This window comes from Sphingomonas sp. 1F27F7B (genome assembly GCF_005503355.1).
Classification (GTDB): domain Bacteria; phylum Pseudomonadota; class Alphaproteobacteria; order Sphingomonadales; family Sphingomonadaceae; genus Sphingomonas.
In genome coordinates this window covers 106,895-130,956 of sequence record NZ_SCMK01000006.1, presented here as the reverse complement: position 1 = coordinate 130,956, position 24,062 = coordinate 106,895, and the positions used below count along the sequence as shown (strand labels likewise).

29 protein-coding genes are annotated in these 24,062 nt (G+C 67.3%); 6 read left to right on the top strand and 23 right to left on the bottom strand.

Annotated features, from left to right (window positions below; genetic code table 11):
* Positions 1-3: 3 nt before the first annotated feature.
* From rplB to rpsL, 9 genes are all read right to left on the bottom strand, one after another.
* Positions 4-855, bottom strand: a complete 852-nt coding sequence (rplB, locus tag FFS08_RS07725) for a 50S ribosomal protein L2 (protein WP_086128643.1) — start codon at positions 853-855, stop codon at positions 4-6.
* On the bottom strand, positions 855-1,175 hold the full coding sequence (locus FFS08_RS07720; protein WP_137861457.1) for a 50S ribosomal protein L23: 321 nt from the start codon (positions 1,173-1,175) through the stop codon (positions 855-857). The genes rplB and FFS08_RS07720 overlap by 1 nt, the downstream gene beginning before the upstream one ends.
* Positions 1,168-1,782, bottom strand: a complete 615-nt coding sequence (rplD, locus tag FFS08_RS07715; RefSeq protein ID WP_137861456.1) for a 50S ribosomal protein L4 — start codon at positions 1,780-1,782, stop codon at positions 1,168-1,170. The genes FFS08_RS07720 and rplD overlap by 8 nt, the downstream gene beginning before the upstream one ends.
* Positions 1,783-2,541 (bottom strand): 50S ribosomal protein L3, encoded by a 759-nt coding sequence (rplC, locus tag FFS08_RS07710; protein WP_086128640.1) that lies wholly within the window; start codon positions 2,539-2,541, stop codon positions 1,783-1,785.
* 386 nt (positions 2,542-2,927) lie between these two features.
* On the bottom strand, positions 2,928-3,239 hold the full coding sequence (gene rpsJ, locus FFS08_RS07705) for a 30S ribosomal protein S10 (RefSeq protein ID WP_029936463.1): 312 nt from the start codon (positions 3,237-3,239) through the stop codon (positions 2,928-2,930).
* Between the two features lie 153 nt (positions 3,240-3,392).
* Positions 3,393-4,586 (bottom strand): elongation factor Tu, encoded by a 1,194-nt coding sequence (gene tuf, locus FFS08_RS07700; protein WP_137861455.1) that lies wholly within the window; start codon positions 4,584-4,586, stop codon positions 3,393-3,395.
* Between the two features lie 107 nt (positions 4,587-4,693).
* A complete protein-coding gene (gene fusA, locus FFS08_RS07695; protein WP_137861454.1) occupies positions 4,694-6,787 on the bottom strand; it encodes an elongation factor G in 2,094 nt (697 codons plus the stop codon).
* A gap of 102 nt (positions 6,788-6,889) precedes the next feature.
* The gene (rpsG, locus tag FFS08_RS07690; protein WP_086128636.1) at positions 6,890-7,360 is read right to left on the bottom strand and encodes a 30S ribosomal protein S7; all 471 of its coding nucleotides are present in this window, start codon (positions 7,358-7,360) and stop codon (positions 6,890-6,892) included.
* Positions 7,361-7,423: 63 nt separating this feature from the next.
* Positions 7,424-7,795 (bottom strand): 30S ribosomal protein S12, encoded by a 372-nt coding sequence (rpsL, locus tag FFS08_RS07685; RefSeq protein WP_086129340.1) that lies wholly within the window; start codon positions 7,793-7,795, stop codon positions 7,424-7,426.
* 267 nt (positions 7,796-8,062) lie between these two features.
* On the opposite strand from rpsL, the gene FFS08_RS07680 reads away from it, so the two are divergent.
* Both FFS08_RS07680 and FFS08_RS07675 read left to right on the top strand, forming a co-directional pair.
* Positions 8,063-8,617: a hypothetical protein gene (locus tag FFS08_RS07680; protein ID WP_137861453.1), complete on the top strand. Its 555-nt coding sequence runs from the start codon at positions 8,063-8,065 to the stop codon at positions 8,615-8,617.
* Between the two features lie 5 nt (positions 8,618-8,622).
* Positions 8,623-9,111: a bactofilin family protein gene (locus FFS08_RS07675; protein WP_137861452.1), complete on the top strand. Its 489-nt coding sequence runs from the start codon at positions 8,623-8,625 to the stop codon at positions 9,109-9,111.
* A gap of 102 nt (positions 9,112-9,213) precedes the next feature.
* Here FFS08_RS07675 and FFS08_RS07670 read toward each other — a convergent pair whose 3' ends face one another.
* Positions 9,214-9,780 (bottom strand): DUF4142 domain-containing protein, encoded by a 567-nt coding sequence (locus FFS08_RS07670; RefSeq protein WP_137861451.1) that lies wholly within the window; start codon positions 9,778-9,780, stop codon positions 9,214-9,216.
* Between the two features lie 98 nt (positions 9,781-9,878).
* Here FFS08_RS07670 and FFS08_RS07665 point away from each other — a divergent pair, with 98 nt between their 5' ends.
* Positions 9,879-10,334 carry a GFA family protein gene (locus FFS08_RS07665; RefSeq protein ID WP_137861450.1) on the top strand — a complete coding sequence of 152 codons (456 nt, stop codon included), beginning with the start codon at positions 9,879-9,881 and terminating at the stop codon, positions 10,332-10,334.
* A 27-nt stretch (positions 10,335-10,361) separates the two neighbouring features.
* Here FFS08_RS07665 and FFS08_RS07660 read toward each other — a convergent pair whose 3' ends face one another.
* The 7 genes from FFS08_RS07660 to FFS08_RS07630 all read right to left on the bottom strand — a co-directional run bounded on the left by FFS08_RS07660 (position 10,362) and on the right by FFS08_RS07630 (position 16,020).
* The gene (locus FFS08_RS07660) at positions 10,362-10,706 is read right to left on the bottom strand and encodes a DUF3140 domain-containing protein (RefSeq protein ID WP_137861449.1); all 345 of its coding nucleotides are present in this window, start codon (positions 10,704-10,706) and stop codon (positions 10,362-10,364) included.
* Positions 10,707-10,780: 74 nt separating this feature from the next.
* Positions 10,781-12,190, bottom strand: coding sequence for a hypothetical protein (locus FFS08_RS07655; RefSeq protein ID WP_249340986.1), 1,410 nt, complete (start codon positions 12,188-12,190; stop codon positions 10,781-10,783).
* 19 nt (positions 12,191-12,209) lie between these two features.
* Complete coding sequence (locus FFS08_RS07650) at positions 12,210-12,596, bottom strand: hypothetical protein (RefSeq protein WP_137861447.1); 387 nt, start codon at positions 12,594-12,596, stop codon at positions 12,210-12,212.
* 63 nt (positions 12,597-12,659) lie between these two features.
* A complete protein-coding gene (lpdA, locus tag FFS08_RS07645; protein WP_137861446.1) occupies positions 12,660-14,057 on the bottom strand; it encodes a dihydrolipoyl dehydrogenase in 1,398 nt (465 codons plus the stop codon).
* A 31-nt stretch (positions 14,058-14,088) separates the two neighbouring features.
* Positions 14,089-14,496: an acyl-CoA thioesterase gene (locus FFS08_RS07640; protein ID WP_137861445.1), complete on the bottom strand. Its 408-nt coding sequence runs from the start codon at positions 14,494-14,496 to the stop codon at positions 14,089-14,091.
* Positions 14,489-14,716, bottom strand: coding sequence for a hypothetical protein (locus FFS08_RS07635; protein ID WP_044121621.1), 228 nt, complete (start codon positions 14,714-14,716; stop codon positions 14,489-14,491). The genes FFS08_RS07640 and FFS08_RS07635 overlap by 8 nt, the downstream gene beginning before the upstream one ends.
* A gap of 17 nt (positions 14,717-14,733) precedes the next feature.
* Entirely contained in the window at positions 14,734-16,020 is a 1,287-nt protein-coding gene (locus tag FFS08_RS07630; protein WP_137861444.1) for a pyruvate dehydrogenase complex dihydrolipoamide acetyltransferase, read from the bottom strand.
* Positions 16,021-16,150: 130 nt separating this feature from the next.
* On the opposite strand from FFS08_RS07630, the gene FFS08_RS07625 reads away from it, so the two are divergent.
* Positions 16,151-16,606: a universal stress protein gene (locus tag FFS08_RS07625; RefSeq protein WP_137861443.1), complete on the top strand. Its 456-nt coding sequence runs from the start codon at positions 16,151-16,153 to the stop codon at positions 16,604-16,606.
* Positions 16,607-16,681: 75 nt separating this feature from the next.
* Positions 16,682-17,953: a M20/M25/M40 family metallo-hydrolase gene (locus FFS08_RS07620; RefSeq protein ID WP_137861442.1), complete on the top strand. Its 1,272-nt coding sequence runs from the start codon at positions 16,682-16,684 to the stop codon at positions 17,951-17,953.
* An 89-nt stretch (positions 17,954-18,042) separates the two neighbouring features.
* On the opposite strand, the gene FFS08_RS07615 is transcribed toward FFS08_RS07620, so the two are convergent.
* From FFS08_RS07615 to FFS08_RS07605, 3 genes are all read right to left on the bottom strand, one after another.
* Positions 18,043-19,014 (bottom strand): RcnB family protein, encoded by a 972-nt coding sequence (locus tag FFS08_RS07615; protein WP_171012518.1) that lies wholly within the window; start codon positions 19,012-19,014, stop codon positions 18,043-18,045.
* A 117-nt stretch (positions 19,015-19,131) separates the two neighbouring features.
* Positions 19,132-19,617, bottom strand: coding sequence for a free L-methionine (R)-S-oxide reductase MsrC (gene msrC, locus FFS08_RS07610; protein WP_137861579.1), 486 nt, complete (start codon positions 19,615-19,617; stop codon positions 19,132-19,134).
* A 39-nt stretch (positions 19,618-19,656) separates the two neighbouring features.
* On the bottom strand, positions 19,657-20,463 hold the full coding sequence (locus tag FFS08_RS07605; protein WP_137861440.1) for a DUF2306 domain-containing protein: 807 nt from the start codon (positions 20,461-20,463) through the stop codon (positions 19,657-19,659).
* 54 nt (positions 20,464-20,517) lie between these two features.
* Here FFS08_RS07605 and FFS08_RS07600 point away from each other — a divergent pair, with 54 nt between their 5' ends.
* Positions 20,518-21,573, top strand: coding sequence for an AraC family transcriptional regulator (locus FFS08_RS07600; RefSeq protein WP_137861439.1), 1,056 nt, complete (start codon positions 20,518-20,520; stop codon positions 21,571-21,573).
* Positions 21,574-22,088: 515 nt separating this feature from the next.
* On the opposite strand, the gene arfB is transcribed toward FFS08_RS07600, so the two are convergent.
* Genes arfB through FFS08_RS07585 form a run of 3 tightly spaced genes read right to left on the bottom strand, consistent with a single transcriptional unit; the run spans position 22,089 to position 23,959 of the window.
* Entirely contained in the window at positions 22,089-22,490 is a 402-nt protein-coding gene (gene arfB, locus FFS08_RS07595; RefSeq protein WP_137861438.1) for an alternative ribosome rescue aminoacyl-tRNA hydrolase ArfB, read from the bottom strand.
* Positions 22,483-23,157: an RluA family pseudouridine synthase gene (locus FFS08_RS07590; protein ID WP_137861437.1), complete on the bottom strand. Its 675-nt coding sequence runs from the start codon at positions 23,155-23,157 to the stop codon at positions 22,483-22,485. The genes arfB and FFS08_RS07590 overlap by 8 nt, the downstream gene beginning before the upstream one ends.
* A gap of 52 nt (positions 23,158-23,209) precedes the next feature.
* On the bottom strand, positions 23,210-23,959 hold the full coding sequence (locus FFS08_RS07585; RefSeq protein WP_171012516.1) for a mannan-binding lectin: 750 nt from the start codon (positions 23,957-23,959) through the stop codon (positions 23,210-23,212).
* Between the last annotated feature and the right edge of the window lie 103 nt (positions 23,960-24,062).

Here is a 24,062-nt window from a genome sequence, read left to right as displayed (position 1 = left end):
CGGTTAGCCCTTCTTCTTCGCGTGACGGCTGCGGATGATCATCTTGTCCGTCGCCTTGTTGTGGCGGGTGCGCGCACCCTTGGTCGGCTTGCCCCACGGCGTGACCGGGTGGCGGCCGCCCGAGGTCCGGCCTTCACCACCGCCGTGCGGGTGGTCGACCGGGTTCTTCGCGACACCGCGGGTCAGCGGGCGGATGCCCTTCCAGCGGTTGCGGCCGGCCTTGCCGAGGTTGGTGTTCTGGTTGTCCGGGTTGGACACCGCACCGACCGTCGCCATGCAGTTGCCGTGGATGTAGCGCTGCTCGCCCGAGTTCAGGCGAACGATGACCATGCCGCGGTCACGGCCCACGACCTGCACATAGGTGCCCGCCGAACGCGCGATCTGACCGCCCTTGCCCGGCTTCATCTCCACATTGTGGACGATGGTGCCGACCGGCATCGACGAGAGCTCCATGGCGTTGCCCGGCTTCACGTCGGTCTTCTTGCCCGCGATCACCTTGTCGCCGACGGCGAGACGCTGCGGCGCGATGATGTAGGCGACGCGGTCCTTGCCGTTCTCGTCGGCGCCGTAGTTGACCAGCGCGATGAAGGCGGTGCGGTTGGGATCATATTCGATCCGCTCCACGGTGCCCTCGACGTCCCACAGGCGGCGCTTGAAATCGATGATGCGATAGCGCTGCTTGTGGCCGCCGGCGATGCCGCGCGACGTCACATGGCCCTTGTTGTTGCGGCCGCCGGTCTTGGTCTTGCCTTCGGTCAGAGCCTTGACCGGACGACCCTTGTACAGGGCCGAACGGTCGATCAGGATCAGGCCGCGGACGCCAGGCGACGTCGGATTGTAATTCTTGAGTGCCATTACGAATTGACCCCCGAGGTCACGTCGATCTGCTCGCCGTCGGCGAGGGTCACGATAGCCTTCTTCACGTCAGAGCGCTTGTAGGGGGCGCCCTTCCACTTCTTGGTCTTGCCCTTCTGGACGATCGTGTTGACGCCAGTCACCTTGACCTTCCAGATCGCTTCGACAGCGGCCTTGATTTCGGGCTTGGTGGCGTCGCCGGCGACCTTGAACACAACGGCGTTGTGCTCGGAGACCAGAGTCGACTTCTCGGTGATGTGCGGCGCGACAATCACGTCATAGTGACGGTTGTCGATCGCGGCTGCCAGCTTCTTAGCCATTGAAGCGCGCCTCCAGCTTCTCGACGGCAGCGCGGGTCAGGACCAGCGTGTCGTGCTTCAGGATGTCGTAGACGTTGGCGCCCACCGCGGGGAGGACGTTCACGCCGATCAGGTTGCGCGCGGCCAGGAAGCCGTTGCCGGCCTCGCCGTCGATCACCAGCGCGGTCTTGCCGGTGCCGAGCTTGGCGAACTGCGCCTTGAGCTCGGCCGTCTTGGCGGTGCCGAACGCGTCGACCACGATCAGCGAACCCGCCTTGGCATGGCTGCTGAGCGCCATCTTCAGGCCGAGCGCGCGGATCTTCTTGTTCAGCGACGGATTGAAGTCGCGGACGCGGGCGCCGTGCGCCTTACCACCGCCGATGAACACCGGAGCGCGGCGATCGCCGTGACGGGCGGTGCCGCCGCCCTTCTGGCGACCGAACTTCTTGCCCGAACGGGCGACGTCGGCACGCTCGCGAGTGCCGCGCGCAGTGGCGCGGCGCTTCTCGAGCTGCCAGGTGACGACGCGGTGCAGGATGTCGGTGCGCGGCTCGACACCGAAAACGGTGTCGTTGAGCTCGATGTCGCCCGATGCCTTGGCGTCGAGGGTTTGAACCTTGACCTTCACTTAGCCCTCCTGGCCTTCGGTCGCCTCGGGGGCCTCGGTCACTTCAGCCGGGGTCTCCGCGGGGGCGGTGTCGTTGTTGTTGGCGACCGACTTGATACCGGCCGGGAACGGCGCGGCGTCGGGACGGGCGACCTTGACGGCGTCCTTGACGAACAGCCAGCCGCCCTTCGAGCCGGGGACCGAGCCCTTGACGAAGATCAGGCCGCGCTCGACGTCGGTGCCGACGATCTCGAGGTTCTGCTGGGTGCGGAACTTGTCACCCATGTGGCCGGCCATCTTCTTGTTCTTGAAGACCTTGCCCGGATCCTGGCGCTGACCGGTCGAACCGAGCGAGCGGTGCGAGACCGAGACGCCGTGAGTGGCGCGCAGACCGCCGAAGCCCCAACGCTTCATGCCGCCGGCGAAGCCCTTGCCCTGGGTCTTGCCCTGGATGTCGACGAACTGGCCGGCGACATAGTGGTCGGCCGAGATCTCGGCGCCCACTTCGAGCAGGCCGTCCGCGTCGACGCGGAACTCATGGACCACCGCCTTGGGCTCCACTTCGGCCTTGCCGAAATGGCCGCGCTGCGGCTTGGCGACATTCTTGCTCTTCGCCGTGCCGGCGCCGAGCTGGACGGCCGTATAGCCGTCACGATCCTTTTCGCGGACGGAGACGACCTGCACGCCCTCGAGAGCCAGAACGGTGACCGGCACGTGGCGGCCGTCGTCCTGGAACAGGCGGGTCATCCCCAACTTCTTCGCGATCACGCCAGTGCGCATGACCAGTTGCTCCTATGCATAGGCACCCTCGGGACCATTCCCTCGGGTGCGTGCTTCAGCCCGAAAATATGATGCGAGCCCCCGTCCGGGCTGAACCTCTCCCCGAAGGAAGAGGCGACGGGGGACGCAGACCCGGTTCTCCGAAGAGGCCGGCGGTATCCCTATCGCGATGTGAGTGCGCGCTTGGCGCCCTCCGGGTTCCTTGCTTCGGATCGGGATCGATCCTGTGGAGGAACCGGCGAATCCCTCAAAAGGGAATCGCGAATCTCGTGTGGAGGCGCGCCTTTACGTCAGCAGCGCTTCCCTGTCCACCCCCTCACCTGCAATCCCGTGCGGGAATGCGCCGGAAGGAGAAAGCCCCCGCTTTCGCAGGGGCTTCAACTGGCTCAGGCCAGCTTGATCTCGACGTCGACGCCGGCGGCGAGGTCGAGCTTCATCAGCGCGTCGACCGTCTGCGGAGTCGGCTGCACGATGTCGAGCATGCGCTTGTACGTGCGCACTTCGAACTGCTCGCGCGACTTCTTGTCGATGTGGGGACCACGGTTGACCGTGAACTTCTCGATCTTCGTCGGAAGCGGGATCGGGCCACGGATGAGAGCGCCGGTGCGGCGCGCAGTGTCGGCGATGTCGCCGGTCGCCTGGTCGAGCACTCGATGATCGAACGCCTTCAGGCGAATACGGATATTCTGCGTTTCCATGTCCCTACCAATGCGAAAGAGCGGAGCCCGTTGCCGGACTTCTATGCTGTACCCAAAAACCGAAGGCGCGCCATTACCGCCGCCCTCATAAAAAAGCAACCGCCCGGCACCCCTTTTTTGGAGTGCCGGGCGGCTGCCCTTAGCTTCCCAGAATTACTTCTGGATCTCGGCCACCACGCCGGCGCCGACGGTGCGGCCGCCTTCGCGGATCGTGAAGCGCTGGCCGACGTCCATGGCGATCGGCGCGATCAGCTTGATGCCCAGCGCGACGTTGTCGCCCGGCATCACCATCTCGGTGCCTTCCGGCAGCTCGATCGTGCCGGTCACGTCCGTGGTACGGAAGTAGAACTGCGGACGATAGTTGGCGAAGAACGGCGTGTGACGGCCACCCTCGTCCTTCGACAGCACGTACACTTCCGACTGGAAGTCGGTGTGCGGCTTGATCGAGCCCGGCTTGGCCAGAACCTGACCACGCTCGACTTCGTCACGGCCCACGCCGCGGATCAGCGCGCCGATGTTGTCGCCGGCCTCGCCCTGGTCGAGCAGCTTGCGGAACATTTCGACGCCGGTGACGGTGGTCTTGCGGACGTTCTCCTGGATGCCGACGATCTCGACTTCCTCGCCGACCTTGACGATGCCGGTCTCGACGCGACCGGTCACCACGGTGCCGCGGCCCGAGATCGAGAACACGTCTTCGATCGGCATCATGAACGGCTTGTCCAGCGGACGCTCCGGCTGCGGGATCGACTCGTCGACAGCGGCCATCAGCGCCAGGATCGCGTCCTGACCGAGCTTCTGGTCCGAACCCGAGAGCGCGGCAGTCGCCGAGCCACGGATGATCGGAATGTTGTCGCCGTCGAAGTCACGCTTCGAGAGCTCTTCGCGGATTTCCATCTCGACGAGCTCGAGGATTTCCTCGTCGTCGACCAGGTCGACCTTGTTGAGGAACACGACCATCGTCGGCACGCCGACCTGACGGGCGAGCAGGATGTGCTCCTTGGTCTGCGGCATCGGGCCGTCGGTGGCGGCGACCACGAGGATCGCGCCGTCCATCTGCGCCGCGCCGGTGATCATGTTCTTCACATAGTCGGCGTGGCCCGGGCAGTCGACGTGCGCATAGTGGCGGTTGGCGGTCTCGTACTCGACGTGCGCCGTCGAGATGGTGATGCCGCGCTCGCGCTCTTCCGGAGCCTTGTCGATGTTGGCGAAATCGACGGCGACGCCGCCCGACGTTTCGGCCAGAACCTTGGTGATCGCGGCGGTCAGCGACGTCTTGCCATGGTCGACGTGGCCGATGGTGCCGATGTTGAGGTGCGGCTTGTTCCGCTCAAACTTTGCCTTCGCCATTGTTTTCCTACCTTCTGAGTCAAATTCCGCGTCGCTCAAGGGACTCGCCGGAAGGCGAGCCCCATAGCGGCTGATTACGGGTTACGCCAGCCCAAGCACGAAGTGCGTTAGGCCAGCTTCGCCTTCACTTCGTCGGCCACGTTCGGCGGCACTTCGTCGTAATGGCTGAACTGCATGCTGTACTGCGCGCGGCCCTGAGTGAACGAGCGGAGCTGGTTCACATAGCCGAACATGTTGGCCAGCGGCACCATCGCCTCGACCGTCTGCGCGTTGCCGCGGCTGTCGGTGCCCTGGATCTGGCCACGGCGGCTGTTGATGTCGCCGATGACGTCGCCGAGATAATCCTCGGGAGTCACCACCTCGACCTTCATGATCGGCTCGAGCAGCTTGATGCCGGCCTTCTGCGCCGCTTCGCGCATCGCCGCACGAGCGGTGATTTCGAACGCGAGCGCCGACGAGTCGACGTCGTGATACGCACCGTCATACAGCAGCACTTCGAAGTCGATGATCGGGAAGCCGACCAGCGAACCCGTCATTGCGGTCTCGCGGAAGCCCTTCTCGATCGCCGGGATATATTCCTTCGGAACGTTGCCGCCCTTCACTTCGTCCTTGAAGACGAAGCCCGAACCGCGCTCGCCCGGCGTGAGCTTGACCTTGACGCGACCGAACTGGCCGGTGCCGCCCGACTGCTTCTTGTGCGTGTAGTCGATGTCCACCGGCTTCGCGAGATATTCGCGATACGCCACCTGCGGCGCGCCGACATTCGCCTCGACCTTGAACTCGCGCTTCATGCGATCGACCAGGATCTCGAGATGGAGCTCGCCCATGCCCTTGATGATGGTCTGGCCCGATTCGTGATCGGTCGAAACGCGGAACGAGGGATCCTCGGCGGCCAGGCGGTTCAGGGCGAGGCCCATCTTCTCCTGGTCGGCCTTGGTCTTCGGCTCCACCGACAGCTCGATCACCGGCTCCGGGAACTCCATGCGCTCCAGGATGATCGGGTGCGCCGTGTCGCACAGCGTATCACCGGTCGTGGTCTCCTTGAGGCCCGCGATCGCGACGATGTCGCCCGCGCGCGCCTCTTCGATGTCCTCACGCGAGTTCGCGTGCATCAGGAGCATACGGCCGATCTTCTCCTTCTTGTCCTTCACCGAGTTCAGATACTGACCCTTGGTGAGAGTGCCCGAATAGATGCGGGCGAAGGTGAGCGAGCCGACGAACGGATCGTTCATGATCTTGAAGGCCAGCAGCGAGAGCGGCGCGGTGTCCGAGGCCGGACGCGAATCCGGGGTCTCGCCATCGAGCTTCACGCCCTGCACGTCGGGGATGTCCAGCGGGCTGGGCAGATAGTCGACCACGGCGTCGAGCAGGGGCTGCACGCCCTTGTTCTTGAACGCCGAACCGCAGACGATCGGAACGAACGAGAAGTTGAGCGTGCCCTTGCGGATCAGCTTCTTCAGGTCGGCGACCGACGGCTCGTTGCCCTCGAGATACGCTTCCATCAGATCGTCGTCCTGCTCGACGGCCATTTCGATCAGCTCGGCACGGGCAGTCGCGGCGGCGTCGGCCAGGTCGGCCGGGATGTCCTGATATTCGAACTTCGCGCCCAGCGACTCTTCGAGCCAGATGATCGCGCGGTTCTCGACCAGGTCGACCAGGCCCTTGAAGCCGCCCTCGATGCCGATCGGAAGATACAGGACGGCCGGACGGGCGCCCAGGCGATCCTTGATCATGTCGACGCAGCGCTCGAAGCTCGCGCCGGTGCGGTCGAGCTTGTTGACGAAGCACATGCGCGGAACCTTGTACTTCTCCGCCTGGCGCCACACGGTCTCCGACTGCGGCTCCACGCCGGCAACGCCGTCGAAGCACGCGACCGCGCCGTCGAGCACGCGCAGCGAACGCTCGACTTCGATGGTGAAGTCGACGTGGCCCGGGGTGTCGATGATGTTGATCAGGTGCTCTTCACCCTTGCCCTCTTCCGCGCGCCACTTACACGTCGTTGCGGCCGACGTGATGGTGATGCCGCGCTCCTGCTCCTGCTCCATCCAGTCCATCGTCGCGGTGCCTTCGTGCACTTCGCCGATCTTGTAGGACTTGCCGGTGTAGTAGAGGATGCGCTCGGTCGTCGTCGTCTTGCCGGCGTCGATGTGCGCCATGATGCCGATATTGCGGTAACGCTCGAGCGGATGGCTGCGGGCCATGACCTGGTTTCCTTAAGGATGTGGGGAGCCGGACGATCCGGGCTCCCCGATATGTAGGAACGAAATTGTCGGGCGCCAGCCTCGTGGCCGGCGCCGCGAGTCTTACCAGCGGTAGTGGCTGAAAGCGCGGTTCGCTTCGGCCATACGATGGGTGTCTTCACGCTTCTTCACTGCGTTGCCGCGGTTGTTCGAAGCGTCGAGCAGTTCGCCCGAGAGGCGAGCCGACATGGTGTTTTCGCTGCGGTTGCGGGCCGACGAGATCAGCCAGCGGATCGCGAGCGCCTGGGCACGCTCCGGACGCACTTCCACCGGCACCTGATAGGTCGCACCGCCGACGCGGCGGCTGCGGACCTCGATGCCCGGCTTGATGTTGTTCAGCGCGTCATGGAACACGCCGATCGGATCGCGCTTGGCGCGAGTCTCGACGGTCTCCAGGGCCGAATAGACGATGCCCTCGGCGACGGACTTCTTGCCGTCCAGCATCACCGAGTTCATGAACTTCGAAAGAACGATGTCACCGAACTTGGGGTCGGGCAGGATTTCCCGCTTTTCGGGGCGACGACGACGAGCCATCTGAAACTTCCTTTACAAACTTCAGCCGATCCGGAACCCGTCCGGGGCTTACTATGGCTGTGATTACTTCGGACGCTTGGCGCCGTACTTCGAACGCGACTGGCGACGGTCCTTGACACCCTGGGTATCGAGCACGCCGCGCAGGACGTGATAGCGCACGCCCGGAAGGTCGCGCACACGGCCGCCGCGGATCAGCACCACCGAGTGCTCCTGCAGGTTGTGGCCTTCGCCCGGGATGTACGAGATGACTTCGCGCTGGTTGGTCAGGCGGACCTTGGCAACCTTGCGGAGCGCCGAGTTCGGCTTCTTCGGAGTCGTCGTGTAGACGCGGGTGCAGACGCCGCGCTTCTGCGGGTTCTGCTCCATCGCAGGGACCTTCGACTTGGTCTTCTGCAGTTCGCGGCCCTTGCGGACCAGCTGGTTGATCGTCGGCATGAAGCCCTTCACCTTATGTTACCGGCATGGCCGGCGGTTACTTTGCTGGAACCCTGGTACGAGAAATACGAAAAGGCCCCGGGTGTCCTTGACCCCCCGGGCCATTGCGTCTCCAGCAACGTTCAGCTCTTGCCCCACGCGGGATTGACGCCGGCAGACCGGCCCCGTGCGGAACGGGGGCGCCTATAGCGATGGGTGGCGAGCGGGTCAACTGAGTCGCCCGGGAGATAAGAGAGCGTCAACCTCCGCCGGGCTAGAGCGAGCGGCATGGTTCGTCACGCTCCCCAATCCAGGCCGCTTGTCGCCGCGCTGGCGGCGCTCGCCGCGACTCTGTTGCTGGGCGGCTTCGGCCCGGCGCTCGCCGGCCCCGCGGGCCTGCTCTCCTGGGAATTGTTCGGGCTCGCGATCGCGGGCGGCGCCGGTTTCCTCGCCTGGCACCTCGCGCAGCTGACCGCCCTGCCCCCCGCCCCGGTCACCCGGGCCGCGCTGCCTGCCGCGCTCGCGCCGCTGATCGTCTTTCCGCACATCGGCGCGCCCGCCCTGCTCGTGCCCGCCGCCCTCGCCTTCGCCCTGCCGCCGACCGAGCGATTCGCTGCGATGCTGGCGCTCGCGGGCGCGCTCGCCGCGCTCGGCACCGGCCCGGTCGCGGCAGCGGCCGCCGGCGGCGCGATGCTCGCCGCCGCATGGCTTTGCCGCGCCCGCTGCCCGGCCGCGAACGACAATCCCTCTCTGGAACGGATGCGGCGCTTTTGGCCGATGCCTGCGTCTCTCCATTATGCTAGGGAAATCGCCAGGGATTCGGGTTCCGAATTTGGGGAGTAGCGTGAATGTTCAACGGCAATAATCGTGGTCGCGATCGTGACGAACGTCCGGCAATGCCGCCGGCCCCGCCGCAACAGTCCGGTGGCGGCGCCAAGCGTGGCATGTTCTCGGTGATCGGTCCGGACGTGACCGTCACCGGCAATGTCTCGGCCAGCGCCGATCTCCATATCGACGGCCGCATCGAAGGCGACGTCAATTGCGGCAGCCTCGCGCAAGGCGCCGACAGCCAGGTCTTCGGCAACGTCACCGCCGAGACCGCGCGCCTCGCCGGCGCGATCGAAGGCACGGTACGCGTCCGCCTGCTTACCATCGAGCGCTCGGCCAAGATCACCGGCGATGTCGAATATGAGAACATCACCATCGAGAATGGCGGCCATATCGACGGTCGCCTGAAGCACATGAGCGCCGTTTCGGCGGTGGCCCCCGCGGCCCCGGCGGGCCCGCGCCCGGTCGAGGCGGCGCCTTCGCCCTTCGCGGCGGCCGCCAACGAATAGGCTTCCCGCTTTGGGGAAACAGGGCGCGTTCCCCCTGGGGAGCGCGCCCTTTGCTTATGCGCGCCCTTTCGCCCTTCGCCGGGAGAATGGAAGCCAGGAGGCTCAGAGCCCCCGGATCTTGTCCAGATGCTGCTGCACCACCGGTGCGACCTCCGCTGCAAAGGCCCTGAGCTCGGGCACGGTGCCGTGCGCGGCATAGTCCTTCACCGCCGCCAGCGCCGCTTCGTGCGCGACGACCTGCTGCGCCTTGTAGGCATCGTCGAAATCCGATCCCGTCGCCTGGCGCAGCGTCGCAAGGTTCGCTTCCTGCTCGGCGCTGAGCCTGGGATCCGGCGTGATCGCCGGCACCGCCCTGGCACCCGCCGCCTTGAGCCTGGCGGTCGATTCGGTGTGGCCGGCCACCATCATCCCGCCGAAATCCCTGAGCGCCTGTACCGTCGCCCTTTGCCGGGCGAGCTTGCCGGCTTCGATTTCATAGGCGTCGCTCGCCCCGGCGGCGTCGGCAAAGGCCTGGCCGGTCGCCACTGCTGCGCCGATCGATGCCCCGCCATCGGTACCGGTCGCGGCATTGGCGACGATATTGTCGACCGTGGTGACCGGTTCGCTGCCGCCACAAGCGCCCAGCGCGAAGGCCGGGCCGAGCCCGAGCGCGAAGAAGTATCTGTTCATCCAGGCATTCCTCCTGTTTCAGAAGAAGGAACGCGAGCATGCAGGCGCCGTTCCGGCTACCGTGGGAGGATGCGGCGAACCGACAAGGGAGATATCGAATGACCGACTGGGCCCAGGCGCACGAAGGCGGCTGCCGCTGCGGCGAACTGCGTTTCCGCCTGACCGGCGCGCCGATGCTGACCAGCGCCTGCCACTGCACCGGCTGCCAGAAGATGAGCGGCAGCGCCTTTTCGCTGACGCTGACCGTGCCCGCAGCGGCCTTCGAGCTACTCCAGGGCGAGCCGGTGATCGGCGGGCTGCACGGGCCGGTCGCCCATCATTATCACTGCGACCACTGCAAGAGCTGGGTCTTCACTCGGGCCGAGGGCATCGACTGGTTCGTCAATGTCCGCACGACGATGCTCGACGCGCCCGACGATGCCCGGCCCTTTCTCGAGACCTGGACGAGCGAGAAGCTCCCCTGGGTCGAGACGGGCGCAGCGAAGCGCTATCCGGGAGATCCGGACTGGAACGACTGGGAGACGCTGACAAAGGAATATGCCGCCCGGGCCTGACGGCCCGGAAGGGAATGGTCGGGAACCTCACACCTTCAGCGGATCATGCCCCCAGTTCATCAGCGAATAGCGCCAGCGCGAGGTGGGGATGCGATACTCCTCGTGCGGCCCCTGCGCCCGGTGACGGGCAACGAAGCCGACCACCTTGCGCATGTGCGCATAGTCACCGCCGTCCAGATCTTCCTTCCCGGTCCGCAGGATGCCGACGATGCGGCGGCCCGAGGCATGGCCCACGCTCTCCCCGCCGTCGCGCTTGAGGCCAACCTTGCGACTCTCCGCCGTCTCCAGCCAGTCCTCGATTTCCCCCGGCGTCATGTTCACCACTTCATGGAACTTGCGCCAGATCACTTCATGGTCGTCGCGTTGGGCCACCCGTTTCTCCGTTAACGTCATGTTACCCATGCGTAACGGCTTCCCCTATCAGGGGTTTCCCGTAGCGAATGATTTTATCCAGCCGCATCGGTGTAAGTTTCACCGACAGGTGGCAGCGCGATCCGTGCCACCACGCTCGTCGCGCCCACCAGCAGCAAGGCGCCGAGCGCGATTCGCATGCCGCGTCGCGGCAGTGGCGCACCCGCCATCAGCACGACGGCGAGGCCGGTCGCGAGCATCGCCCAGAGGTGGTAGCGATAGTCGGCGGCCACGCTGATCACGAGAAAGGCGAGTTCGGTCAGCACCGCCGACAGCGCGAGCGTGACGGCGAGCCGGCTCCGCCCGTCGTCGCGCCGCCAGCCGAGCGCCAGCACCGCCAGCGCCGCGGACAGCCACAATATTGGCGCACCGAGCGGACTCTCGGCAAGCATCCCCGCGAGCTTCTGGAGCGGCGCGATCCGCGGCGACGGCGAGCCGAGCCCGAGCATATTGGGTTCAGAATCCGATTGCGGCTCAGCCAGTGGATAGCGCCAGGGGACCAACCAACGCATCGTCGCATTCCAATGCGCCAGCCGATGCGCGGCATAGGCCATCGGGTGGCGTGCGATCGTCACCAGCCAGACCTCTGTGAGCTTGCGGCCCGGCGCAGTGACCGCGAGCCCGTCCGCGACGAAGTCGCAGCGATCGCCGAGCGGATCCCAGAGGATCGGCCGGATGCACCGCTCCGCCTCCGCCGCGCGCCACACCTCTGCCGGCAGCACCGGCACCGCCTCGGGGCCGGCGTGATGCGCGATGCCCGCCAGGTCGTAGGTCGGCAGCGCTCGCCCGACATCGCTGGCCCCGGCGCGAAGCAGGCCGTGATTGACCAGCGGCAGCGCCGCAAGCACTGCGACCATCGCCGCCAGCATCATCGCCCCGCGCCGCACCGGCTGCCGCCGCCACTCCCCCTGCCCGAGCAGCCCGAAAGCGAGCGGCACGGTGGCGAACACCGCATTGATGCGGACAAGCGTCGCATAGAGCAGCAACAGGCCGACGAGCAGCGCCGCCCGGCGCGGCAGCGGCCGGTCCCGCAATCGCCTCCAGGCGGCAAGGCCGGTGGCGGCAAGCAGCGCCCCCGCCATCTGCGCGTCCTTCAGCACCGCCACCTGCCAGCCGATGATGGGCGGCCAGATGCCGAGCAGCAGCACGGCGGCGGCCGCGGCCCGCGAACCCTGCCGGGCCAGCACCGCCGCGAACAGGCCCAGGCCGGTCCAGTACAAAAGCATCTGGAACAGGAACATCGGCGCCTGGCCGTGCCAGCCCGCGCCATGGAACAGTGCCCAGAACCGCGCCATCGCCGGCGGATGCCAGTCGTCATAGCTGCCCGAGCGCAGCTGGGCATATTGGTTGAGACTGTCGAACATCGCCACGCCCGGCCAGAACAGCGCGAGCATGGCGAGGCAGAGCAGCAACGCCGCGAGCGCCGCCCGAGCTGCGGGCGACACGCGCTTCAACGCGAGGCTCCTAGCCGATCTTGCGGCCGAACACCGGGCGCACCGGAGCGTCGCCCCGGGGGAAGGCTGCGGGCGCTTCGGGCATCGCTTCTCCGGCGGCGGCCTTGCGCGCCAGATAGCGGCCGAGCGCGGCATCGGCGTCGAAGCTCGACGCCTCCTCCTCCGCATCGCCCTTCTTCGCCGCCGCGGGACCGCGCGGAGTGATGACCAGCTTGAACAGCCGGAAGGCGAGCGGGACGCAGAAGAGCAGCCCGACTGCGCCCAATCCGAGCACCGTCGGCCCCAGCCCCTGCGTGAAGTCCCCGCCGTTCCAGCCCTCGAAGCCGGTGAAATAGAAGAGCAGCCCCCCGATGAAGACGAGGGGCAGCATAGACACGATCAGCTTGAACATGCGCACGCCGAATCTCCCACCAGTTCGGGCGAACATGGCGGAAGATCTCAAACAAAGCGTGAATACCGCCTAGATATGGAGCGCGCGGCCATAGGCGCCGAGCACGGCCTCGTGCATCGTCTCGCTGATCGTCGGATGCGGGAACACCGTCTCCATCAGCTCGGCCTCGGTGGTCTCCAGCGTCTTGCCGATCGTGTAGCCTTGGATCATCTCGGTCACTTCCGCGCCGATCATATGGGCGCCGAGCAGCTCGCCGGTCTTGGCGTCGAACACGGTCTTCACGAAGCCCTCGGCTTCCCCGAGAGCAATGGCCTTGCCGTTGCCGATGAAGGGGAAGTTGCCGACCTTCACTTCATAACCGGCTTCCTTGGCCTTGGCCTCGGTGAGGCCGACCGACGCAATCTGCGGGTGGCAATAGGTGCAGCCCGGGATGTTGCGCACGTCCATCGCGTGCGGATGCTTGCCGGCGATCGCCTCGGCGGCGATCACGCCCTCGTGGCTCGCCTTGTGCGCGAGGAACGGCGGCGCGGTGACGTCGCCGATCGCATAGAGGCCGGGCACGTTGGTCCGGCACGAAGCGTCGGTGACGATGTGGCCGCGCTCGGTCTTCACGCCCAGCGTCTCCAGCCCGATATTCTCGGTATTCGGCACGATGCCGATCGCGACGATGACGTGGCTGAACTCCTCGACGGTCGTCTTGCCGTCCTTGTCCTTGATCGAAGCCTTCACGCCCGAACCGGTGGCTTCGATCTTGTCGACGCCGGTCGAGGTGCGGATGTTCATCCCCTGCTTCTTGAACTGCTTCTCCAGGTGCGTGGAGACGTCCTTGTCCTCCACCGGCACGATCCGGTCGAGCATCTCGACGATCGTCACCTCTGCGCCCATGTCGTTGTAGAAGCTGGCGAACTCGACGCCGATCGCGCCCGAGCCGATGACGAGGAGCTTCTTCGGCATTTCCGGCGGCGTCATCGCCGTGCGATAGGTCCAGATGCGCTTGCCGTCGGCCTTGGCGAAAGGCAGGTCGCGGGCACGGGCGCCGGTGGCGACGATGATGTTCTTCGCCTCGATATCGGTCTTCTTGCCGTCCTCGGCCGTCACGGTCAGCTTGCCCGGCGCGGTCAGCACCCCGGTGCCGAAATGCACCGCGATCTTGTTCTTCTTCATCAGGTGCGTGACGCCCTGGTTGAGCTGCTTGGCGACGCCGCGCGAGCGCTTCACCACTGCCCCCAGGTCGGCGCTGATCTTCTCGGCGACCAGCCCGTAATCCTTGGCGTGCTGCATATAGTGAAAGATTTCGGACGACCGGAGCAGCGCCTTGGTGGGAATGCAGCCCCAGTTGAGGCAGATGCCGCCCAGCAGCTCGCGCTCGACGATCGCCGTCTTGAGGCCCAGCTGCGCGGCGCGGATCGCCGCCACATAGCCGCCGGGGCCCGAACCGAGCACGATCACGTCATAAGTGTCAGCCAAGGGGGAAGTCCTTCCGCTTATTGGTTCTATGTCAGATAGTATCGGCCGGCGGCGCTTCCACCGGACGCGGCCGCTTGTGCTCGTCCACCGCGACGAAGACGAACTGGGCCTGGGTGACCAGGCAGCTCTCTTCCGAATGCCGGGCGCGGCGCCAGGACTGGACGTCGATCGTCATCGAGGTGCGCCCTACCTTGACGATGTCGGCGAATACCGAGACTTCGTCGCCCACCGATACCGGCGCGTGGAACTTCATGCCCTCCACCGCGACGGTGACTGCCCGCCCGCGCGAATGGCGCGCCGCGACCAGGCCCGCGGCAAGGTCCATCTGGCCCATCAGCCAGCCGCCGAAGATGTCGCCATAGGCATTGGCGTCGGCCGGCATGGTGCTGACGCGGATCGCCGGCTGCTGATCCGGCGGCGTCGGCGATCCTTCAACCATCGGCGCGCGGCTCCGTGCCGCCGGCGAGCCTGGCCCTGTCCTCGGCGAACGCCTTGCGCACCGGCCCCACGCCCATCGCGATCACCGCGATCATGCAGGCATAGCCGACCAGCCAGATATCGTCGGTCGCGCGCGGATAGGACCAGGCGGCCGCCGCGGAGATCAACGTCGCGGCGATCAGCCCGATCGCGATATGCACCACTTCGATCAGCACGCGCATCGGCGCAGCCCTCCGGTTCAGGCGATCATCCCGAAGGGATTCTCGACCAGCTCCTTGAAGATCTTCATCATCTCGGCGCCGTCGGCCCCATCGATCGCGCGGTGATCGAAGCTGCCGGTCGCCGACATCACCGTCGCCACGCCCAGCGCGTCATCGACGATGTACGGGCGCTTCTCGCCCGCGCCGATCGCCATGATCATGCCCTGGGGCGGATTGATCACCGCCTCGAACTGCTTGATGCCGAACATGCCCATGTTCGAGAGCGACGCGGTGCCGCCCTGATATTCCTCGGGCTTCAGCTTGCCGTCGCGGGCGCGGGCGGCGAGGTCCTTCATCTCGGTCGAGATCGCCGAAACCGCCTTGTTCGCCGCGTCGCGGATGATCGGGGTGATCAGCCCGGTCGGAGTCGAGACCGCTACCGACACGTCCGACCGGCTGTACTTGATCAGCTGGTCGCCGGTGTAGGTGACGTTGCACTTCGGCGCCTGGGCCAGCGCCACGCCGAGCGCCTTGATCAGCAGGTCGTTGACCGAGAGCTTCACGCCGCGCGCCTCGAGCGCCTTGTTCAGGTCGCCGCGCAGCTTGAGCAGCGCGTCGAGCCGGATGTCGAGCGTGAGATAGATGTGCGGGACGGTCTGCTTCGACTCGGTCAGGCGGCGCGCGATCGTCTTGCGGATGTTCGAGAGCTTCTCGGCCTCGTGCGGGATCGATTCGTCCCACCAGACCGGCTTGTGCTCGGCCGGAGCGGCCGCCGCCGGAGCGGCAGCGCCCGGAGCGGCGGCGGCCGGGACGGCGCCCGGCCTGGCGCCGTCGATGTCCGCCTTGACGATGCGGCCGTTCGGGCCCGATCCGGTCACCCCGGCCAGGTCGACGCCCTTCTCGGCGGCGAGGCGCTTGGCGAGCGGGCTCGCCTTGACCCGGTCGCCCGAGGCGGTGGCCGGCTGGGCCGGGGCGGGCGCCGGAGTCGGAGTCGGCGCAGGCGCAGCGGCCGGTGCGGCGGCAACCGCGGGAGCGGGCGCCGGAGTCGGAGCCGGCGACGCAGCAGCCGAGGAGACATCCTCGCCCTCGCCCGCCAGCACCGCGATCACGGTGCCGACCTTCACATTGTCGGTGCCTTCGGGAACGAGGATCTTGGCGATCACGCCTTCGTCCACCGCTTCGAACTCCATCGTGGCCTTGTCGGTCTCGATTTCGGCCATGAGGTCGCCGGACTTCACCGTGTCGCCCTCCTTCACGAGCCACTTGGCGAGGGTCCCCTCTTCCATGGTGGGAGAAAGCGCCGGCATCTTGATTTCGATCGACATGAAGGTTCCCGTTGTTGGAGCCCTGAACAGGTTCGGGCCCTCTTTGCGCCGCCCCCGCCCCGGGTCAAGAGACGCGCTTGCAGGAAATGACGCTACGGGGCACGTAACGCATGAGCGAAAGGATCAATCCATGCGCACCTATCTGGTGGTGATCGACGAGAGCCCGGAGGCGGAGATTGCGTTGCGCTTCGCCGCGCGGCGCGCCGTGAAGACCGGTGGCAGCGTCGAAATCCTGGCCCTGATACCCAAGCCCGATTTCGTCCAATGGGGCGGCGTGATGGCGACGATCGAGGAGGAAGCACGCGAACGCGCCGAAGCGCTGGTCGCGCGCGCGGCCGGCACCCTGTTCGCCGAATCGGGGCTGCAGCCGTCGATCACGGTGCGCGAGGGCGATGGGCCGAAGATCGTCCATGAGATGATCGCCGCCAATCGCGACATCGCCGCGCTGGTGCTCGGCGCGGCGGCCAGCGGTCCGCCGGGCCCGCTGGTGACGCATTTCTCCGGGTCGGATGCGGGCAAGCTGCCGGTGCCGCTCATGATCATCCCCGGCGCGCTCGACATGGACGCGATCGACCGGCTGAGCTGAGCGAATCTCCTTCTCCCCTTGAGGGGTAGGGAGAGTGATTGACCCGCCCTCGTTCCGCCGCCACCTTCCGCTTCCATGCGCATCCTCGCCCTAGCTCCGCTCGCCCTCCTCGCGCTTCCCGCCCAGGCCCAGGAAAATCCCGACCCCGCCCGGCTCAAGGCGAGCGTCGAGAGGCTGGTGGGCTTCGGCACCCGCCACACGCTCTCGGACCCGGACAATCCCACCCGCGGCATCGGTGCCGCCCGGCGCTGGTTCGCGGCAGAACTCTCGAAGATCGGCGACCAGTGCAGCTGCATCGAAGTCGCCAACATCGCCCGCGGCTTCACCGGCGAGCGCGCGCCGAACGGGGTGCAGATCGTCGACGTGCTCGGCTTCCAGGCCGGCACCGATCCCAAGCGCGTCGTCATCGTGATGGGCCATATCGACAGCCGCGTCAGCGACGTGATGAATGCCACCGCCGACGCCCCCGGCGCCAATGACGATGCCTCCGGCGTCGCCCTGGTGCTCGAGGCGGCGCGGCTCCTGTCGAAGCAGAAATTCCGGGCGACGATCGTCTACGCCGCGCTCTCCGGCGAAGAGCAGGGCCTGTTCGGCGGCCAGCTGCTCGCCGAGACCGCGAAGGAGCGCGGCTGGACGGTCACCGCGGTGCTCAACAACGACATTGTCGGCAACACCATCGGCACCGACGGGCACAAGGTCGCGGACCGGGTGCGCGTCTTCTCCGAAAGCTTTGGCGAGAATGACGAGCCCCGGGCGCTCAAGGGGCTCCGCGCCGATGGCGGCGAGGATGACGGCCCCTCGCGCGCGCTCGCCAAGGCGATCGGCCAGGTGGCGGGCACCCTTCCCGGCGGGCTCCAGGCCTTCCTTGTCCGCCGGCCCGATCGATTCGGCCGCGGCGGCGATCACACGCCGTTCCTCAAGCTCGGCTATCCGGCGATACGCTTCTCGGTGGGGATCGAGAATTACGATGCACAGCATCAGGATCTCGTCCCCGGCAAGGGCGACACGGTCGACCGGATGGATTTCCCCTATCTGGCGCGGGTGACCGCGCTCAACATCGCCACGATCCGCCGCCTGGCCGCGGCACCGGCAGCACCGGACAAGGTGACGATCGGCGGCGCGCTCGCCTCCGATACCTCGGTGAAATGGGCCGCAGTCCCCGGCGCGGTGAAGTATCGCGTCCACTGGCGCCGCGCCGATGCGCGCGACTGGACCGACCATCTCGACGTCACCGCCACCGAAGCGAGCCTGAAGGGCGTGATCGTCGACGACAATTTCGTCGGCGTGTCCGCGATCGGCGCGGACGGCGCGGAGAGCCTGGTCACCTTCGGCCGGCGCGGAGGCTGACCCCTCAGGAGCCCGTCACCGGGGGCACGCGCGCCAGTGCAAACTCGCCAGGCTTCCGCGGTTCGAATTCGCGCCGGCGCCGCCGACGATCAGCGGCAGCCGCAGACGCAGCACTGCACCCGGGGCTTGTACCGCCGCACCGGCGCCTTGCGCACTACTCGGCGCGACGCCGCGCGGACATAGCTGGTCGTCACTTCCTCGGTCACGACAGTGGTCGTGGTCACGGCGGGCATGGTGACGATCACGGTCGAGCCCATGGGCGCGCCGTAATAATAGGCGCCGGACTGGTAGCCGCCCGCACCATAATAGGCGCCGCCGGAACCATAATAGCCCTGGACCTGCACACCCGGCGGCGGGGCCGGCGGCGCATAGTCCCCGGGATATCCGTCATAATAATCATTGGGATCGATCGGCTGGATGGGCTCGCGATAGCCCGCGCCCGTGCCGGAATAGCGATAGGCGCTCGAATAGCCGCCGCTCGAATCGGCCCAGGCATCCGCATCGGCCCAGCCGATGCCGCTCACCGAATCCCACACGTCGCCGCGATCGTCGGCGAGCACGGCATCGTCATAATAGCGGACCCAGAAATAGCCGGCAGGCGGCGCGGCGAGCCCCCAGCTCAGATAGTCGGGAATGCGGAAGCCGCCGCCCATCCAATAGCTGGGCAGATGCTGGCCCCGACCGAGCCGGCGATAGCCGTTCCAGCCACCGGGCGCCTGCGCGCCGGCATACCAGCGACCGCCGATCATGCCGCCCCAGCGATTGCCGTTCCGCTGGACGGCCTGGCCATGGCCGCGCGGCGGCAGCGCCATCCAGCGGCCATTCTGCCAGACGCGCGCGCCGGCGGTCGGCACGCCCGGGCCATTCTGGACGACGGGCGGCGGCCCGGGAACGCGCGGCGGCGGCGGCATCGGCACGCTGCGCCCGCCATAGACACCCCCGGGGGCCGGGATCGGACCACCGCTGCCGCCCCAGGCTGGGCCGGGCGCCACCTGCGCAGCCGCAGGCATTGCGGCCAGCAGCGCCGAGGCCATCAGGGCCGGCTTCAACAGGTGACGCATATCGATACTCCTTCGTCCCATGCCGGAGCGCGCACTGCCCCCATGGTTTCCAAAGGATTAAACCCCGTATCTGCGGGGCGCCACTTTTGCCTATGCTTAACGGAGTCCCGATCCGGGTCAGCCGACCAGACGGGGACCCAGGATGCGCATCAGCGCCTCGCAGCCGGCAGCGTCGCCGGCGTCGAAGCGCGCAGGATTGGGGCTGTCGAGGTCGAGCACCCCGATCAGCGCGCCCTGGACGACGATCGGCACGACCAGCTCGGACCGGCTGGCCGCGTCGCAGGCGATATGGCCGGGAAAGGCGTGCACGTCTTCGACCAGCTGCGTCTCGCGCGTCGCGGCGGCGGCACCGCACACCCCCTTGCCGAAGGGAATGCGGATGCAGGCGGCCTTGCCCTGGAACGGACCGAGCACCAGCTCGTCACGCACATTGCGATAGAAGCCCGCCCAGTTGAGATCGGGCAGATACTGCCAGATCAGCGCCGCGACGTTCGCCATGTTGGCGATCGCGTCGGGCTCGTCGGCGGTGAGCGCGTCGAGCGCGGCGGCGAGGTCGCGATAGAGCTCGGTCTTGTCGGCGGTGTCGATATCGAAGGCATACATCGCGCCCATATAGTCGATCCGATCCCCAGGCGGGAGGGGTCAGCCGAGCAGGCGCGGCAGCCACATCGCCATCACTGCCCCGAAGATGCCGATCCCGGCCGCAAGGGTAAGCAGCCCCAGCCCCGCGGCGGCGGCGAAGCGCGGCAGTGGACCGCGCCGTTCGGCGGCCAGATAGAGTTCGAGCATCGCCAGCGGCGCGAGATAACAGCCAAAGGCCCAGGCGCGGACGAAGGGGCCGTCAAAGTCCGGCCCGATGCCCACCGGCCCGCGATTGGCAAGGATCCAGAACATCAGCCCGACGCGGAAGAACCACACGCCGCTCGCCAGTACGAAGCTGCGAAGCGCCCAGCGGCGATGCTCGGCGAAGCGGCGCCGGCGGGCAAGGCGCCACGCGACCATTGCCGCGCCGATGATCATCAGCCCGTTCAGGCTGATCCCGATCCGCAGCGACGGGCCGCCCGCCGTGCCCCGGGTCCACACCATGTAGAGCCCGCCAAGGCTGATCAGCAGCGCGGTGAGCATATAGGCGCGGCCGTTCCAGCGATGGAAACGCGGCCAGCGGCGGCGGATCGCGGGAACGAGCTGGAGCGGCCCGCCCAGCGTGATGACGGCGGCGAGCAGCAGATGCATCGCCAGGACGAGGTTGCCGGCCAGCCCGCCGGGAACATAGCCGCCGACCAGTACTTCGTTCCACCGCTCGAAATCGCCCTCCACCGCGGCCCGGCCGTAGAAGCCGACGATATAGACGACGAAGGCGAGTTGGCCGATCGTGGCGACGGCGAACCAGAAGAGGGCGGAGCCCTTGAGCGCCTTTCCGCTCCACGCCGCGACGGTCTTGTCGGTCATCTTCCCTCCCGGACTTGCCAGCAGGGCGATAACCCGGTGAGACTGGCGGCGGACATGACCGCGCCGACCGGAAAGCATGACTTTGCGCGCCAAGGAGCGCCGACCGTCTCGGCGGGCTATGCCGGCTATCTGTGGCGCTTCGCCCTGGCGCGCGGCGCCGATGCAGACGCACTGGCGCGGCGATCGGGGATCGATCCGGCCGGCCTCGCCGATCCCGATGCCCGCGTGCCCTTCGCCCGCTACCAGGCGCTGATGCACACCGCACAGGCGCTGTGCCGCATGCCCGGGCTCGCGCTGCACCTGGGCGCGGGCAACGACTTTCGCGAATTCTCGGTGGTGGGCCTGATCTGCTATGCGGCCCCAACCATGGGCGAGGCGCTGGCCGAGCTGAACCGCTATGGCCGGCTCGTCGCCGAAGTCGATCTGGCGATGACCGGCCCGCGCTTCCGGATCGAGCAGCGCGACGGCGGCACCTGGCTGACCGATATCCGCGCCGATCCGGACGCCTTTCCCGAAATGACCGAGGCGACCTGGGCGCGCTTCATCGGCGAAACCCGGCGTCACTTCCCCGACGCGCCCTTCGCGCTGGCCGTGCACGTCACCCATCCCGCCCCGGCCCATGCCGCCGAATATGCGGCCGTCTTCGGCACGCCGGTGACGTTCGCCAGCGATCGCAACGCGATCCGGATCGATCCGTCCTGGCTCGGTATCGAGCTGCACAATCCCAGCCGCTACGCCTTCGGAGTGCTCAGCGAACGTGCCGACCGGCTGATGCGCGAGCTGGAGAATGCCAAGTCGATGCGCGGCCGGGTCGAAGCCGTGCTGATTCCGATGCTCCACAAGGGCGATGTCGCGATGGAGACAGTCGCCCGGAAGCTCGGCACCAGCCGGCGCTCGCTCCAGCGCCGGCTGAAGGACGAGGATATGGGCTATGAAGCCCTGCTCGACGCGCTCCGCCATCGCATGGCGCTGAACTATCTGAGCGGCGGCCGGACTTCGGTGAACGAGACCGCCTATTTGATCGGCTTCTCCGATCCCAGCGCCTTCTCCCGCGCCTTCAAGCGCTGGACCGGCACCAGCCCGCGCGGCTGGCAGGAGCGGGAAGGCTAGGGTCAAGACTCCTTCAGCAAACCTTGTCCTCCCCGCGCAGGCGGGGATCCAGGATAGTGCGGGATATGGATGCCATCACGCGAACGCTCTCCGGAGAGGGTTGGCCCCGCCGCACGCACCCCACTCTTGGCCCTGGATCCCCGCCTGCGCGGGGATGACGAAAGAAATCAAAGTCTTGATCGAGATTTAACTCCAGGATGTCCGGTCCCGAATCGCCCGGCCGCCCACCACTTGCAATGTAGGATTTCGCCTGCTTGGCTCGCGCAGCCAGGGTCATGCCCGGCCGCTCTTTTTGGTGCTGTTGGAAAGATAGGATCACGCGCGCGCAAGGATGTTGCGGGATGCGGCGCGTTTCCGGGAAAGGAGGGAAAATGAGCCGCCGCAAAGAGAGGGTCCATGGGCGACTTTCGCTACCTTTGGCGACTCTTGCGACAGCTCCGGTGATTCGGTCCGTCGGCGATATAGGCAGGAGCCGCCGCGGCTCGCAAAGGCTCGGGCATCGAGCGCGGCCCGCCCTAGTCGAGCCGCACCTTGCCCCGGCCCGCCTTCACTGCGCTGCGGCCCTTCTTCTCGTCCACCCGCCGCGCCTTGGCGGCCTTGCTGGGCTTGGTCTTGATCCGCTTGGCATCGCGTTCATAGGCCCTGGCGATCAGCTCGGCGACGCGCTCGCGGGCATCGGCGCGATTGGCCTCCTGGGTGCGGAACTTGCGCGCGGTGATCACCAGCTCGCCGCCCGCGGTCAGCTTGGTGCCGGCCAGCGTCTTGAGCTTCTGATAGGCGTGTGGCGCCAGCCCCAGCCTGAACACGTCGATCCGCAGCTGGACGGCGGTGGCGACCTTGTTGACGTTCTGCCCGCCCGGCCCGGTCGAGGCGAGGAACTTCTCCTCGACGATCGCCTCGTCGGGGATTTCAACCACGGCCGAACCCGGCCCCGAACCCGGCCCCGAACCCGGCATTGTGGAAGCGCACCGGCAGCGGGGCGGTGGCGTGGATATCGTCCTTGCCCTCGCGCGGCACGGTCAGCTCGATCGCATGGAGCATCATCGCCGGCCCGCCCCGGCCATAGACGGGATCGCCCATCACCGGCACGCCCAGCCCTTCGGCGGCGTGGACCCGGATCTGATGGGTGCGGCCGGTCTCGGGATAAAAGGCTACCAGGCTCCTGCCACCCTTGCGCTCCATCACCTTGTAGCGCGTGATCGAAGGCTTGCCCCGGGGATCGCCGACCATCCGCCAGCCTTCCTCGCGCGTCGAGACCTTGGCCAGCGGCAGGTCGATGGTGCCGCTGTCCTCTCCGGGCTCGCCGTCGAGAATCGCCAGATAGCGCTTGGCGACAGCCCCGGTCTCGAAGGCCTGGGCGAAGCGCTTGAGCGCCTTGGGGTTGCGGGCGAGCAGCAGGCAGCCGCTGGTATCGCGGTCGAGCCGGTGGACGGGCACCGGCAGGCGCTGGAAGCCGAAGGTCAGCTGGTCGAGCAGGTCCTCGAGGCTCTCCGCGCGATCCCGCGGACGATCGACCGGCAGGCCCGCGGGCTTGTCGATCACCAATGCCTCGCCGTCGATGAAGAGCACGCGATCCTTGAACATCGCCTGCCCATGCCACCGCCGGCGCCGGAGCGCCAGCGGTGGTGGATACCGATCAGCGCTGGAAGCGGATCGAGCAGACCGATTGGCGGCCCTGAACAGTGGTGCGCCAGTTGCCGGTCCATTCGCCGCGCATGTCGCGGGCGGTGTCGCGGCACTTGCGATCGGCGTCGGACTGGTTCCAGAGCGGCCCGACCTCGATGTCGCGGATCACGCCACCGGTGCCCCAGCCGCCGCCGTCACCGGGACGGCCATCGCCGGGGCGACCGTCACCCGGCCGACCGCCGCCGGGGCGATCCCAGCCGCCACCGCCGGGACGATCCCAGCCGCCGCCGCCCGGACGATCCCAGCCGCCGCCACCCGGACGACCGCCGCCCGGACGGCCCCAGCCGCCTTCGCCCCAGCCGCCATTGTCGCCCCAGCCGCTGGAGCGGCGCGGGTCGACGTCGGTGATACGGTAGAGAAAACGCGGCGGGCCCGAGCGCGGCACGCCCGAAATGTCACCGCGGCGCAGGTCGAGGCGCACGCGCGCGCCGCGCGACGGATCGTAGAGGTTGACCGCGTCGCGGCTGCGGTTGGTCTCGTCGAAGCGGTGGATGAGCGTGCCGTCATCGGCGAACTCGACCCAGCGGCCGGGACGCGTTTCGACAAAGGCGCCGCCCCCGCTGTGGCGGACGCGGCCGACATTGTTGCCGTCCACGCGCTGCATGGCGGCGGGCGCGGCGTGGTTCGGTGCCGGCGCCGCCGAAGCGGTGGTGCTCAACAGCACCGCGGACAAGGCAAGGCATGAAACTCGTAGAAACATGATCATTCTCCCTCTGCTGCAACGGCGGGCCTATTTTGGACCCTATGGACACAGCTGCGCAACGACACAGCAATGTGCAAAGTTGCGTGAGCCTTTTCGCTTG

Bases quoted from the DNA above. Each gene is read 5' to 3' on its own strand.
- rplB (WP_086128643.1), bottom strand. From the start codon at position 855: ATGGCACTCAAGAATTACAATCCGACGTCGCCTGGCGTCCGCGGCCTG.
- FFS08_RS07720 (WP_137861457.1), bottom strand. From the start codon at position 1,175: ATGGCTAAGAAGCTGGCAGCCGCGATCGACAACCGTCACTATGACGTG.
- rplC (WP_086128640.1), bottom strand. From the start codon at position 2,541: ATGCGCACTGGCGTGATCGCGAAGAAGTTGGGGATGACCCGCCTGTTC.
- rpsJ (WP_029936463.1), bottom strand. From the start codon at position 3,239: ATGGAAACGCAGAATATCCGTATTCGCCTGAAGGCGTTCGATCATCGA.
- tuf (WP_137861455.1), bottom strand. From the start codon at position 4,586: ATGGCGAAGGCAAAGTTTGAGCGGAACAAGCCGCACCTCAACATCGGC.
- fusA (WP_137861454.1), bottom strand. From the start codon at position 6,787: ATGGCCCGCAGCCATCCGCTCGAGCGTTACCGCAATATCGGCATCATG.
- rpsG (WP_086128636.1), bottom strand. From the start codon at position 7,360: ATGGCTCGTCGTCGTCGCCCCGAAAAGCGGGAAATCCTGCCCGACCCC.
- rpsL (WP_086129340.1), bottom strand. From the start codon at position 7,795: ATGCCGACGATCAACCAGCTGGTCCGCAAGGGCCGCGAACTGCAGAAG.
- FFS08_RS07680 (WP_137861453.1), top strand. From the start codon at position 8,063: ATGGTTCGTCACGCTCCCCAATCCAGGCCGCTTGTCGCCGCGCTGGCG.
- FFS08_RS07675 (WP_137861452.1), top strand. From the start codon at position 8,623: ATGTTCAACGGCAATAATCGTGGTCGCGATCGTGACGAACGTCCGGCA.
- FFS08_RS07670 (WP_137861451.1), bottom strand. From the start codon at position 9,780: ATGAACAGATACTTCTTCGCGCTCGGGCTCGGCCCGGCCTTCGCGCTG.
- FFS08_RS07665 (WP_137861450.1), top strand. From the start codon at position 9,879: ATGACCGACTGGGCCCAGGCGCACGAAGGCGGCTGCCGCTGCGGCGAA.
- FFS08_RS07640 (WP_137861445.1), bottom strand. From the start codon at position 14,496: ATGGTTGAAGGATCGCCGACGCCGCCGGATCAGCAGCCGGCGATCCGC.
- FFS08_RS07635 (WP_044121621.1), bottom strand. From the start codon at position 14,716: ATGCGCGTGCTGATCGAAGTGGTGCATATCGCGATCGGGCTGATCGCC.
- FFS08_RS07630 (WP_137861444.1), bottom strand. From the start codon at position 16,020: ATGTCGATCGAAATCAAGATGCCGGCGCTTTCTCCCACCATGGAAGAG.
- FFS08_RS07625 (WP_137861443.1), top strand. From the start codon at position 16,151: ATGCGCACCTATCTGGTGGTGATCGACGAGAGCCCGGAGGCGGAGATT.
- FFS08_RS07620 (WP_137861442.1), top strand. From the start codon at position 16,682: ATGCGCATCCTCGCCCTAGCTCCGCTCGCCCTCCTCGCGCTTCCCGCC.
- FFS08_RS07615 (WP_171012518.1), bottom strand. From the start codon at position 19,014: ATGCGTCACCTGTTGAAGCCGGCCCTGATGGCCTCGGCGCTGCTGGCC.
- msrC (WP_137861579.1), bottom strand. From the start codon at position 19,617: ATGTATGCCTTCGATATCGACACCGCCGACAAGACCGAGCTCTATCGC.
- FFS08_RS07605 (WP_137861440.1), bottom strand. From the start codon at position 20,463: ATGACCGACAAGACCGTCGCGGCGTGGAGCGGAAAGGCGCTCAAGGGC.
- FFS08_RS07600 (WP_137861439.1), top strand. From the start codon at position 20,518: ATGACCGCGCCGACCGGAAAGCATGACTTTGCGCGCCAAGGAGCGCCG.
- FFS08_RS07590 (WP_137861437.1), bottom strand. From the start codon at position 23,157: ATGTTCAAGGATCGCGTGCTCTTCATCGACGGCGAGGCATTGGTGATC.
- FFS08_RS07585 (WP_171012516.1), bottom strand. From the start codon at position 23,959: ATGTTTCTACGAGTTTCATGCCTTGCCTTGTCCGCGGTGCTGTTGAGC.